Consider the following 13841-nt stretch of genomic DNA (forward strand, 5'->3'; position numbering starts at 1 on the left):
ATCACGTTTCTTTCTTTTAAGGGGATAATAAATAGGTCTGATACCTTGACGTCTCAACCAAATTTTATTTAGAATTCTGAAAAAGGTCTACGACCTAAAATTATTATGTATGAAAAAAGTAAGCCTGGGCATATTAGTGCTAATTACTCTTTGGGGATGTAACTCGACCAAACATGTTCCGGATGGGAAATATATGTTAAATGATTTCGAGGTTAAATCAGATACAAAAAAGATAGATGTAACCTATCTCGAAGATTTTGTCCGGCAGTTACCGGCTTCAACAATACGGCTCGGGATATATAATATTGCAGGACGCGATACTACAAAATGGCTCAATAAACAAATACAAAAGCTGGGTCAGGCTCCTGTTATATATAGCGCGCAGCAAACCAAAATATCGGCAGGCCAGATAGCCCAGCAGTTGAGCAACGAAGGGTATCTTCGTGTAGAAGTAGATACAATCCTTGAACCCAAGGGTAAAAAAATGAATGTAACTTATGATATTAAAAATAATGGGATCTATACCATTAGAAACTATGAATACACAATAGACAACGGAACCATCGCAAAAAGCCTTGCTCCCGCAAAAAAATATACAAGCATTCAGCCGGGTATCGCATTCAATCAGGATGATATAGAAGCTTCACGAGAGCACTTGACCTCTTATCTCAGAAATATAGGATATTACCAGTTTTCAAAAGAATATCTTTTCTTTAAAGCCGATTCTACATTGAATTCGCATCAGGTGGATTTGTTCTTATCGCTCAATCCGTCCAAAGACAGTACAACGTTCAAACGGTTCAAAATAAGAAACGTGACTGTCCTCAGTGGATACGATCCCACTACAAGAGGTAATAACTACTTGTTTAGCAATCCGGATACTGTTCAGTATAAAGACTTGACTATTATACACGGTAAAAATAATTTCCTTCGAAAATCTACATTATACCGCAATACATTTGTTCGTCCCGGACGGTTTTATTCTGATATGGGATACACTCGTACGACAGGTGCTTTTAATGGTATAGGAGTGGTAAAGAAAACGGATGTAACTTATACTCCGGTGAGTAATAACCCGAATGATAGTATTCAGCTCCTGGATGCTCTTGTTTCGATAGCTCCCGGAAATACCCATTTCTTTCAGACCGAATTGCAGGGAACCAATTCTGCGGGCGATTTGGGTATTGCTCCGAGTATAACCTACCAGCATCAGAATTTATTCAATGGAGCAGAGATTCTGAAGGTCAAACTAAGGGGTGCATATGAGTTTGTATCCAATTCGAGCAGTACGAGCAATACATCCACTCAGAACTATTATGAGTATGGTGTCGATGCATCGCTGTCATTTCCTCAGTTTTTATTTCCGTGGCTCAAGCACAGTTGGCGTGAAATGCCTTCTGCCAGTACCCAGATTTCAGTAGGAGTAAATAACCAGCACCGAAAAGAGTATACCCGTCAGTTTTTTAATGCGGCTCTGACTTATCGCTGGATGACTAATAAAAACAGATTCAGCCATGCTCTTAGTTTGTGGGACATCAACTATGTAAGGATGCCATCGGTTGATGAAGAATTCAGAAAAAACTATATCGAAAACAAAAACAATCCCATTCTTGCCGAAAGTTACAAAGATCAGCTTATCTCGAGCCTGAAGTATGGCATTACTTTTACTAATCTAAACACCGGATTCAGCCGTAAGGAGCCAAGAAACAAAGTGACCGTAAGAGCTAATATCGATATAAGTGGACTGCTTCCAAGGCTTGTTACCAGTTTTTACGATGCACAAAGGGATAGTACGGGTCAGAAAAAAATAATGGGTACAGCTTATGCCGAATACATAAAAGGAGATATAAGCTATTCGCAGACTCATACACTCAATAAGAATAATTCGGTGGCATTCCGTATTGGATTGGGTGTAGCCAAACCTTTTGGAAACTCTACTGTATTGCCTTTCGAAGTGAGGTACTTTTCGGGTGGAGCCAACAGTGTCAGAGGATGGAGTACTCGTGATCTTGGACCCGGATCGTATGTTCCGGACAGTACAATGAGAAACGACTTTGCTAATCAGGTCGGAGATATAAAACTCGACCTCGGGATTGAATACCGGAGCAAAGTTTCGGATTATATCGAACTAGCCGGATTTCTTGATGCAGGAAATGTATGGACTATCAATGATTATGAAGGCCAGCCGGGTGGAGAATTCAAATTTTCGAGGTTCTATAAAGAGATAGCTTTGGCATACGGAGCCGGACTTCGTTTTGATTTAGGGTTTCTTCTTCTCCGTTTCGATTTAGGCGTAAGGGCATACGACCCCGAAGAGCCCGAAAAAAGAAGATGGGTGATAAATAAACCCCGATTCAACCGCATGGCATGGCATTTTGCTATCGGTTATCCTTTCTAAAAGTTTTAGACTTAGAATATAAACCAAGTCTGCCTCTTCAATGAGGCAGACTTGGTTTTATCTATTCGTTTTCAATTTATCGTAGATTTACCTGAATAAAAATAAAAAATGTAAATCTTCACACATTTTTAATACAAAGAATTACATTCGGATGCTGAAAAAGAAGTATATTTGCATGCAATAAAAATTTAAGGTTATAGTCTTATGTCATTTATTGCAGATAAAATCGTCCAGGATGGGCTTACGTTTGACGACGTATTATTAATTCCCGCCTATTCCGAAGTTCTTCCCCGTAATGTCGATCTTTCGACCAAATTTTCACGAAATATAAAACTGAATATCCCTTTTGTCTCAGCGGCAATGGATACTGTTACCGAAGCTAAATTAGCTATTGCTATAGCTCGTGAAGGAGGTATAGGTGTTATACACAAAAACATGTCTATACAGGAACAGGCACAGCAAGTACGTTATGTAAAACGTGCCGAAAACGGAATGATATCCAATCCTGTCAGTATTCACAAAAGCAAAACAGTAGGCAATGCCCTTGCCCTTATGGCCGAATACAAAATCGGAGGGATACCTGTTGTAGATGAAGAAAACAAACTCGTAGGTATTGTAACCAACAGGGATTTGCGTTTTCAGCGTGATATGGGTAAGCTTATTGCTGATGTAATGACCAGTGAAAACCTGATTACTACAAAACAAACCACCGATTTGGAAGCTGCAGCCGATATTCTGCAACATTATAAGATCGAAAAACTACCGGTTGTTGATGTTAACAACAAGCTGATAGGTCTGATCACTTATAAAGATATTACTAAAGCCAAAGACAAACCATACGCATGCAAAGACGAATCGGGACGCCTTAGAGTTGCTGCCGGAGTAGGAGTTACCCACGACACGCTCGAAAGAGTAAAAGCTCTGGTGGAAGCTGAAGTCGATGCAATCGTTATCGATACTGCACACGGACACTCAAAAGGAGTAGTGGAAGTACTTAAACAAGTAAAAGAGGCTTTCCCGAAAGTTGATGTTGTGGTAGGTAATATTGCTACCGGCGAAGCTGCCAAATATCTTGCCGATGCCGGAGCTGATGCCGTAAAAGTCGGAATCGGACCTGGTTCGATCTGTACTACACGCGTTGTTGCCGGAGTGGGTATGCCTCAGTTATCGGCCATATATGATGTAGCGAAAGCCCTCGAAGGCACTGGTGTACCTTTGATCGCTGACGGAGGTTTACGTTATTCTGGAGATATAGTGAAAGCTTTGGCTGCCGGAGGATATTCGGTGATGATGGGATCATTACTTGCGGGAGTTGAAGAATCTCCCGGAGAAACTATCATTTTCAACGGACGTAAATTTAAATCATACAGGGGAATGGGTTCTCTCGAAGCTATGGAAAAAGGCTCGAAAGACCGTTATTTTCAGGATATGGAAGCCGATATCAAAAAACTTGTACCCGAAGGTATTGCTGCCCGTGTTCCTTTCAAAGGTTCATTGTACGAGGTGGTATACCAGATGTTAGGCGGATTACGTGCTGGAATGGGATATTGTGGTGCTAAAGATATCAATACATTACATGATGCCAAGTTTACCCGTATAACTAATGCCGGAGTTGCAGAAAGCCATCCTCATGATGTAGCCATCACGAGTGAAGCTCCAAACTACAGTAGAGGAGAATAAGACTGATTTTATATATACATAACAGGGTTGTCCTAGAGAAAATAGGACAACCCTACTTTTTTCTAAAGGAACAAAAAGGGATTAAAACATATGACAAAATACATTGTACTGGAAAGATGGGACGAAAGTTATGAAAACCCGATAGCCTTAAAGAAAAGCGATAGAGTGACCATTGACCTGTCTGTGAAAGATTCTGATCCCGAATGGATTAATTGGGTCTGGTGCATAGCCGAAAATGGAATGCATGGTTGGGTTCCGACTCAAATACTAAAAATACAAGACCCTTTATCGGACAAAACACAAATAGCGACTGCTTCGGAAGATTACTCTGCTTACGAACTGTCGGTAAGTGAAGGCGATATAGTGATCGGTTCAAAAATATTAAACGGATGGTTGTGGTGCCGGAAAGAAAACTCTGATAAAGAAGGCTGGGTTCCTTTGAGAAATGTAAAGACTTTCGCGATGTTACCATAGAGCCGGATATCTACAGAAAGTTTTCTTTTTCTAAATTCTCAACATCATCAATCTCTTTGTTCAATTTTTTGAATCGCTCTGATACCGAATACTTAAAGGCATAATATAAGGAACATAAATACACAAGAATTATTAATCCCAAAAATATTAAGGAGTCGGTATTCATTTCTATTTTCTTGAAAAGGAGAAGAAATGCCGAAATGATAGCAAAAGGCATGAAAATGTAGCGTATTTGAGTTATTCTTAATTTCAATTTTTCGAGTTCTGCGATTTTCTTTTTCAGAATCAATATTTTATCTGAAAAATTGATTTCACGGATCAATAAATAATATTTCACATTTGTTATATAGAATACTACATAACTTATTGTAAACAAAGATAGTCCCACATAAAATCTGTTTCCGTCAGTGAATCGAAAATTAGCAAAAGCTACGATAAGCAGAAGTATCAAAGGATCGAACAATCTGTATACACTCCAGAATTTCATCCAGTTGATGCGTTTATGAGGTGATTTTATTAATAGTCTTTTCAATATTTCTTTATTCAGACGGGTATTATGTGCTAATTTCCGGTCGTGCTCTTTCCATATATTTTCTAATGCAGTTAAGTCCATTTCCATTTTCAATTATTTGAGGTTATTATTTTTTTTAATTTGTCTTTGATTCGTCCTATTCTAGTTCCGACATTTGTCTTTGATATTCCTGTTATTTCGGATATTTCTTCATGTGAGTTTTTATCGAGGTAAAGCAGTATAATTGCTTTGTCAATCGTGTTCAGATCGTCTATACTCCGATATAGTAAATCAATTTCAGACGAATCTTCTTGTTCTATTATCAGCCACGAAAAAATATCCTTATCACCTGTTTCATTTAATAAAGAAGCCAATGGGTTGGTTTTCTGTTTTCGTTTATAGTTCATAGAAGTATTTAAAGCCACGCGATAAACCCAGGTTGAAACTTTTGAATCTTTTCTAAAACTATTATATGACTTCCACATTTGGAGGATGATTTCGGCAATCAAATCTTCTCTGTCTTGCCTCAGATTGGTATATGCTTTCGAAATCTTTAGCAGAATAGGCATATTCTTTTCCAGAATATCCATAAATTCATCATTTAAATCTGTGTTTGTCATTTATCATTTTCATTTTTTGTATAGATAGAAAATCTAGCTGCTGATTTACATTAAGTTTGTTAAATATTTATTGTCGTAATTTTTATTGAGACCTTAATAATATCGTTTCTATTAGTTTAGTAACACATCTTATATTAAAATCACATCGACAGGGAAATTCAGTTATAAATTTAGCAGACCTTAGAAAATGGAAAAACAAAAAGGATTCTCTATCTGATACTTCAAAAGCATTCTCTTCCTTTCTCATAAAAATACTATTTTTACATCTTATAAGATTATAAAACAACACACTGCATGATTGATAAACAGTCACGACAAACATTCCCAATTTTGGTATTGATAACCGTTGCGTCATTATTTGTGTATTTTGTAATAGTGACAACCCGTACAGTATATAGCTTTGATGAAAGCTATACTATGGCTCTTATCCGATACTCATTTGTAGATATCTGGCGGATAACGTCTCTGGATGTACATCCCCCTTTGTACTATTTTATGTTGAAGAGTTTTACTTTTATCTTTGGTGAAACTCAATTGGCAGCACGTGTATTTTCATGGTTGGCTGTCGTAGGAATATTTCTGTTGGGGCTGTTTCCGATTCGTCGTTTTTGGGGTGATGGGGTTTGCCTATGCTTTATTCTATTGATGAGTATTCTTCCTGTTATTCAATTTTTGGTTGTTGATATACGTATGTACTCTTGGGTGATGTTCTTTATTACAGCAGCATCTCTTTCCGCTTACAGTATATTTATAAAGCCGAAAATGAGCGTATATGCTATTTTAGTTTTTACAACTTTATGCGCATCATATATTCAATACTATGGATTTGTCGGTTCGATGGTAATCTTTTTTCTTTTATTTATTGCTTTGTTTTTATCGAATCAGAGACACTCGTGGACGCGTTTAATTCCGTTTTTTCTGTTGTTCCTTATTAGTTTTAGTTTTTGGCTGCCTGCCCTCATTACCCAGATCAGGGCTGTGGATATGCACTTTTGGATAACAAGTATCACGCCCAAAGATATCCTGTTATTTACATATTATACCTTTTCGCCGAAAGAACCGGCACATCCGTATCTAATATTCACCTTACCCCAGATGGCAGTAGTACTCAGCATCATGCTTATCTTCATAGGATTGATTTTGATTGAGGTCGTAAGGTTATACAAACAAAAAGAATTTCGCGAAACTATACTTACAGCTATGTGTTTTGCTTTGGTTTTTGTTCTTACCATTTCTTTTGCTTTGCTGTATTCGTATATCAAATCGCCTGTTATAATTCCCCGATATACTACCACGGTTTTGGGGCCCATGCTGATTGCTGTTTCAATAGGAAGTGCGCAGATCTTAAAAAGAGAAAAAGAAAGATATCTCATTTTTATTTTCTTCGGGTTATTGACAGTATTGGGGATCACCCGTTTTTTTGCAGAAGATAGGTACAACGAGGAGATATTAAAGGAAGATCGTGAAATGAGGAAGTTCATATCCAATGAAACTCAAACAAAAAGAGCCTTTATATCGACTTTAAATGCAGCCGGAACGCTTGGTATGTTTTCTGTTAATTATCCTTCAAATTTATTTTTTGTTTACAGCCCGAGAAAAAACAGAGGTTCTCTCCGCCCATTCCATTTAATAGAAGTAAACCGTTTGCCCGAAGATTTTGATTTTTTTTATATCCGAAACAGATATTTACCAACTGATACTGTAGGTCCGAAACAAGACTTATACTTCAGGTCAAAGATAAAGCAGCATTATATTATCACCGATTCGCTGATACAATACGAAAGGAGCATATATAAGTTCCGTACTATACACAGAGATAGGGAAAATATATCTGACTGATATAAATAGACTTTTTTTCAACGGCCGATTCCCATAACTATACATACTTATTGTTAATCAATAAACATTTATTTATATTTTTGTGTTTCGTTATGCTTGATAAGTCAATAAAAAGGTCTTTGACCTTAAAAATTCAGATATTCCGATGGAACAGAAATTAGTAATTTACAACACCCTTTCGCGCGAAAAAGAAGTTTTCGAACCCATACACGCACCTTCAGTGGGGATGTATGTCTGTGGACCTACCGTTTATGGAGACGGACATTTGGGACATGCACGTCCTGCGATCACTTTCGATTTACTGTTTCGTTACCTTACACATATCGGATATAAAGTACGCTATGTAAGGAATATCACTGATGTTGGACACCTTGAAAACGATGCCGACGAAGGAGAAGATAAAATTGCAAAGAAAGCACGCCTTGACCAACTGGAACCGATGGAGGTAGTTCAATATTACAGCAACCGATATCATAAAGCAATGGATGCGTTGAACGTACTTCCGCCCTCCATTGAGCCTCATGCGTCTGGTCATATTATCGAGCAAATTGAAACTATTAAAGAAATCCTGAAAAATGGATATGCTTACGAAAGTAATGGTTCTATATACTTCGATGTCGAAAAATATAACAAGTATTATAATTATGGAATCCTTTCGCACCGTAATATCGAAGAAATGCTGAATACTACTCGAGAACTGGACGGTCAGGAAGAGAAACGGAGTAAGGTAGACTTTGCTCTCTGGAAAAAAGCATCTCCAGAGCATATTATGAGATGGCCTTCACCTTGGAGTGACGGTTTCCCCGGATGGCATCTGGAGTGTTCTACTATGAGTATGAAATATCTGGGTAATGAGTTTGATATTCACGGAGGCGGACTCGACCTGATGTTTCCCCATCACGAGTGTGAAATAGCACAAAATACAGCTGTTGAAAAGCATCAGGTTGTAAAGTACTGGATGCACAATAATATGATCACCATCGGAGGACAAAAGATGGGTAAATCGCTCGGGAACTTCATCACTTTGGATGAGTTTTTCACAGGCTCACACAAAATGCTCGAACAAGCCTATTCTCCGATGACTATCCGTTTCTTTATCCTTCAGGCTCATTACAGAAGTACGGTAGATTTTAGTAATGAGGCATTGCAGGCGTCCGAAAAAGGGTTGACCAGACTATTGGATGCTTATGGCAGAATTAATAAGATACAGGTTGCAGAAATATCTTCAGCAGATGTACCATCTATCAGGCAGAAGTGCTATGATGCCTTGAATGATGATCTGAACTCGGCAATGGTTATTTCGAATTTATTCGAAACAGCTACTCTTATCAACTCTGCTATCGGAGGTACTGTATCGTTGACAAAAGAAGATGTTGAGGAAATTAAGGATATATTTGATACCTTCCTTTTCGGAATATTAGGCATTAAAAACGAGTCGGCAAGTAATAGCAGCGGACAGGAATCTTTTTCTAAAGCGATGGATCTTCTGCTTGAAATCAGGTCGGAAGCAAAAGCGAAGAAAGACTGGTCTACTTCTGATAAGATAAGGGACGAACTGACAAAGATCGGATTCGATATAAAAGACGGAAAAGACGGCTCGGAGTGGAAGCTGAAATAAAGTAGGAATAAAACTCTTATAAATACAGAAGGGGCTGTGTCAAAAACCTGTCATCCCGTGCTTGACACGGGATCTCCTGAAAAAGTAAGCATAATTATCAGGAGATTGCGAATCAAGTCTGCAATGACATTTGAGAGAAAGAAACTTTTGACACTCCTTATAAGTAGAATTTAATGTCTTATTTTAAAGTTATAACTGTCTATTGTTGTTATAGACAATAAGAAGGTCTGAGACCTTAAACGAAAAAAATGAACTGAGTTTTGTTAATGACAAAACATCAGCCTATTTTCTGATTTTCGAGATCGGGAGCCGGATTGAGGGCAGAGATTACTTCGTATGTAACATCAGTACCTCCTCTGAGATTTTTCCATAAAGACTGTATTGTATATATAGGTCCCCAGGGAATGCCCCACCAGCCTGCAACAAGAGATAAAATTGTATGTTTCCAATGATATGAGAAGGGGTTTTCTCCCGATTTGATAAAATATATGCTGCTTCCTCTTTTGAAGGTGATCACTAGAATGGATACGCAGTAATTGAATATAACAAATTTAGCTCCTCTGTCGAGTTCTTTCTGGATATCTTGTACCGATAATCCTTCGATGTTTTTAATTTCCATATCTGTTTATTTTAGTGTTGTTTTCAAAAACACGGTTTTATCTCTTATTTTAATGTTTTAGTTCTGTTTTTTGCTTATTTAGGCATAACAACAATAGTACATTGTAAATCAGCAGTCGAAAGTAGAGCCGTAAAATTGAAACAAACTCTATATATCCGAAAGACTGCTTAATTTACAACCATTATTTTTGTAACTACTCCTTCGGATCCATCCTCTGATGATCCAAAAACAATGTAAACCCCTGTGTCGACCCGTTTTCCTTTAGCGTTTAATCCATCCCAGTTATACTGTCCGCCGAGTGATTTACCCCGATTAATGAGGTTTCCTTTGATATCGGTGATTTTTACCGATGAATTTTCTTTCAGACCGGTGATCGAAATAGGTCCTGTATAATCAGGTTTTACAGGATTGGGATAGGCATATACATTAGAGAAGTTGTCCGCTCCTTGTGTTGCCCCGCCTTTGTATGAAACTAGCCCGCGTGCCGAACCGATATACACAACTCCTGTTTGATTATCGATTGCCAGCGAAAGTATATTATCGGAGGGTAGGGGACTGTTGCTCATGGTGAAATGTTCCAAAGAACTATTGTCCGAATCGATTAAATATAATCCGTTGGTTTCTGTTCCGATCCATTTACGATTAGCTCCATCAATGGCAATGACTTTTGTTTCGATATTTTCGAGTAAAGGAGCAAGTGCATTGCTGTTGCCTTCTCGTTCTACATAAATCTTATTCAGAGGAGGTATCGTGTTTGAGGACAATATACTGCTGACTCCTTTTATTGTAAAGGGTCCTATATCTGTAGCCACCCACATATTACCCTGACGGTCTTCCTTGAGGTCAAATACTGCGTTTATACTCAGGCTGTTTCCGTTTTGGTCGGTGAAGGTGCTTATCATCTTTTTCTTATCGTTCGGAATTAGTGTTCCGTTGTCATTGAATATAAAAATATACGGGCTTCCTCCTCCTATACTCGATATCCATTTATTAGAATACTTGTCTATCAGAATAGTTTTCGCATTGGTTTCAATCTGTGTTTTTGATATTTCGGGATAGTATAACTCAGCCCATTCTCCATTCTTTTTGTACACTTTAATTACATTTTCAACCAAAGAGTTTAATACCCAGAGGTTCGAATTTTTATCGAAAACCATTTCTCCGACACGGGTTGTTGTCCAATAACCGCCGTTTTCGGTCTTTACCACAATCTCTTCAATAGGGCTGTTTTCTTTATCGTATCTGTTTTTGAAAGCATTTCCTTCGAATTCATATAATCCCTCACCCCAGCTTCCTGCGAATATATGATTAGGATCGGCAGGGTCGCTTATCGCTGATACCAAATCAAGGGAATTAATACCGCTCTGTTCACTTATTTCACTCGAATATGTATTCGTCCATCTGTTGTTCTTTAATATCGACAGGCTGGCTCCCCGGTTGTCTCTTTGTGTATTTATATTTGTGTATCCTCCTCCGGTTACGATCAATTGGTTGTTTCCTATAGTTAAGGAGAATGGATAGTTGCTGGAAGGGCCTTCGGGTTTCAGCCATCTTTTATCTTCTATAAAATCGTACCCTTCGGAGTTGTTCCGTTTAATCAGGCTCAGATTATTACCCTCTGATGACATCCAATACTCCATGGTATTATTTCCGTTCGATATGATGTGTTTGAGGTTGCTGATATCCACTTTTGTCATATTGTTTAAGCTGCTATAGTCTCGGCAGCTGTTTTTCGAACAAACCAGCAGGTGGTTATTATTGGTAACTTCTATTCGGTTCAATTCATTATTTGCAACCAGTAATCGAACGGAAGATTCGTTTTCCATATAATACACAGCTGTATCCGGAACAAGGAAAATAAGTTTATCATTGAAAGTGGTCAACTGCTTTATGCTGCTATCTTCGAACGGATAATCTGTCCCGTTGTAAAGAGTGTTTATTTTAAAGAGCTCCCAATTGTTAAAATCAATAAGATTCTTAGATTTATCAATACGATATATGCCTCGGCTGGTTGAAGCGTATAATTTATTACCGAAAGATGCGATTGAATAAAAAGGAAAATTAAATACTCCCGATTCTTTTATTTCCTTGTTTTTCAGATTAATAATTGTAAATCCAAAGTTTGCCGAAAGGTATGCGTCATCGCCATCGATGAAAATATTATTAATGGTTTTATCAATACTTAGGGGGTAAATCTTAAGGCCATCTATATCTATGAACGATTTGTCCTCGTATAATATTTCTATATTTGCATCCGAACGAACTAGCAGCATACATTTATTGTTGCTGCTATATGCTATTTGCTGAATATCGGCATTGCCTCCGGTGTTTCTGATGTAGGACTCGAAGCTGTTATCATCTGTATTATAGCTGAATAATTTTCCATCGGTAAGTGCAAATATTATATTTCCGTTTTTTATTATTTGATTAATATTTGCCGAATACGATATGTGGTTGCTCCAGTAAGGAACTGCAAATAACGAATTCGTTGTAAAAAATAATGAACAGATAATAAAAACTATATTAATTCGTTTATTAATCATGACCTTCTGTATTAAGGGGTTTGATGGTAGCATAAATAGAATACAGAGCAAAGATATAATAATACTTTATTTATTAAATAATTATTATTTTCTAGGAAGATAGATCTGTTGATTATCTCGGAAGAACTTTGTTATGCATCTATTTATGTCTTATTTTTGTGTATTTTTAATATAAAGATAAGTTTAATATCTGTATGAAAATAGCAATAGTCGGAACCGGATATGTTGGTTTGGTAACGGGTACATGTTTTTCTGAAATGGGGATTGATGTTCATTGTATTGATGTGGATTCTGAAAAGATAAAGAATCTCAAGCAAGGAATTGTTCCGATATATGAGCCCGGTTTGGAAGATATGGTTATAAGAAATTATAAGGCCGGTCGTTTGCAGTTTTCTACTGATCTCGGAGCTATCTTGAATCATGTTGATGTTGTATTCAGTGCGGTTGGTACGCCTCCGGATGAGGATGGTAGAGCCGATTTAAAATATGTATTGGAAGTAGCTCGTACAATAGGGAAGAATCTTTCTAAGTATGTTTTAGTTGTAACAAAGAGTACTGTGCCTGTTGGTACTGCTCAACTTGTGAAAAAAGCAATTCAGGAAGAATTGGATAAAAGAGGTCTGTCCGATTTGAAATTTGATGTCGCTTCAAATCCCGAGTTTTTAAAGGAAGGTGCTGCTATTGATGATTTTATGAGTCCCGACAGAGTTGTTGTGGGAGTAGAATCGGATCAGGCGAAAGAAGTGATGGATCGGTTGTATAAGCCATTCACTTTGAATAATTATCGTATAATTTATACAGATATACCTTCAGCCGAAATGATCAAATATGCAGCTAATGCAATGTTGGCAACCCGTATCAGCTTTATGAATGATATTGCTAATCTTTGTGATATTGTAGGTGCAGATGTGAATATGGTGCGTGCAGGGATTGGAGCTGATAACCGGATTGGAAAAAACTTTTTATATCCCGGTTGTGGATATGGGGGCAGTTGTTTTCCGAAGGATGTGAAAGCATTGATTAAGACGGCAAGTGCTAAAGGGTACAATATGAAAGTCCTAAAAGCCGTAGAAGAAGTCAATGAATATCAAAAGGGAGTATTGTTTGAAAAATTCAACAATTTCTATAAAGGCGATATAGAAGGTAAAACCGTTACAATATGGGGATTAGCTTTTAAGCCAAAAACCGATGATATGAGGGAAGCTCCGTCTTTAGTCTTGATTGAAAAACTGATTAGGGAAGGAGTGAAAGTGAAGGTCTATGACCCTGTTGCGATGAACGAAACGAGACGAAAAATAGGTGATACTGTTACTTATGCAAAAGATATGTATGATGCAACAGTAAACTCGGATGCAATATTTCTTGTTACGGAATGGAATGAATTCAGGCTTCCTTCATGGCCAGCTATAAAGAAACTGATGAATACCCGGTTGATTATAGATGGACGTAATATTTATAATGGGGAAGACCTGAAAAAATTAAAATTTGAATACTATTGTATTGGGGCGAAATAATAATTTATACAATATAAGTAAGTTA

10 protein-coding genes are annotated in these 13841 nt (G+C 37.5%); 6 read left to right on the forward strand and 4 right to left on the reverse strand.

The annotated features are described in order from the left end of the window. The first annotated feature begins 109 nt into the window (after window positions 1–109). The 3 genes from tamL (at window position 110) to K322_RS0109060 (ending at window position 4552) form a co-directional block, all read left to right on the forward strand. Complete coding sequence (tamL, locus tag K322_RS0109050) at window positions 110–2398, forward strand: translocation and assembly module lipoprotein TamL (RefSeq protein ID WP_026626603.1); 2289 nt, start codon at window positions 110–112, stop codon at window positions 2396–2398. A 204-nt stretch (window positions 2399–2602) separates the two neighbouring features. Then, window positions 2603–4078, forward strand: a complete 1476-nt coding sequence (gene guaB, locus K322_RS0109055) for an IMP dehydrogenase (RefSeq protein ID WP_026626604.1) — start codon at window positions 2603–2605, stop codon at window positions 4076–4078. A gap of 90 nt (window positions 4079–4168) precedes the next feature. Further along, window positions 4169–4552, forward strand: coding sequence for an SH3 domain-containing protein (locus K322_RS0109060; RefSeq protein WP_026626605.1), 384 nt, complete (start codon window positions 4169–4171; stop codon window positions 4550–4552). A gap of 10 nt (window positions 4553–4562) precedes the next feature. On the opposite strand, the gene K322_RS0109065 is transcribed toward K322_RS0109060, so the two are convergent. Further along, on the reverse strand, window positions 4563–5171 hold the full coding sequence (locus K322_RS0109065) for an LTA synthase family protein (RefSeq protein ID WP_246037523.1): 609 nt from the start codon (window positions 5169–5171) through the stop codon (window positions 4563–4565). Window positions 5172–5173: 2 nt separating this feature from the next. Further along, window positions 5174–5683, reverse strand: a complete 510-nt coding sequence (locus K322_RS0109070) for an RNA polymerase sigma factor (RefSeq protein ID WP_026626607.1) — start codon at window positions 5681–5683, stop codon at window positions 5174–5176. Between the two features lie 294 nt (window positions 5684–5977). On the opposite strand from K322_RS0109070, the gene K322_RS0109075 reads away from it, so the two are divergent. Together K322_RS0109075 and cysS are read left to right on the forward strand one after the other, a co-directional pair. Then, the gene (locus K322_RS0109075; protein WP_026626608.1) at window positions 5978–7522 is read left to right on the forward strand and encodes a glycosyltransferase family 39 protein; all 1545 of its coding nucleotides are present in this window, start codon (window positions 5978–5980) and stop codon (window positions 7520–7522) included. Window positions 7523–7667: 145 nt separating this feature from the next. Continuing rightward, window positions 7668–9140, forward strand: coding sequence for a cysteine--tRNA ligase (cysS, locus tag K322_RS0109080; protein ID WP_026626609.1), 1473 nt, complete (start codon window positions 7668–7670; stop codon window positions 9138–9140). A 277-nt stretch (window positions 9141–9417) separates the two neighbouring features. Here the strand turns inward: cysS and K322_RS0109085 are convergent, their stop codons facing one another. Together K322_RS0109085 and porZ are read right to left on the reverse strand one after the other, a co-directional pair. Further along, window positions 9418–9759 carry a hypothetical protein gene (locus K322_RS0109085; RefSeq protein WP_026626610.1) on the reverse strand — a complete coding sequence of 114 codons (342 nt, stop codon included), beginning with the start codon at window positions 9757–9759 and terminating at the stop codon, window positions 9418–9420. 167 nt (window positions 9760–9926) lie between these two features. Beyond that, window positions 9927–12302, reverse strand: coding sequence for a type IX secretion system anionic LPS delivery protein PorZ (porZ, locus tag K322_RS0109090; protein WP_026626611.1), 2376 nt, complete (start codon window positions 12300–12302; stop codon window positions 9927–9929). Between the two features lie 194 nt (window positions 12303–12496). Between porZ and K322_RS0109095 the strand changes: the two genes are divergently transcribed. Further along, window positions 12497–13816, forward strand: coding sequence for a UDP-glucose dehydrogenase family protein (locus K322_RS0109095; RefSeq protein ID WP_026626612.1), 1320 nt, complete (start codon window positions 12497–12499; stop codon window positions 13814–13816). Window positions 13817–13841 lie beyond the last annotated feature (25 nt).

The organism is Indolivaga capnocytophagoides DSM 22835, from assembly GCF_000426485.1.
Taxonomy (GTDB): domain Bacteria; phylum Bacteroidota; class Bacteroidia; order Bacteroidales; family Dysgonomonadaceae; genus Dysgonomonas_A; species Dysgonomonas_A capnocytophagoides.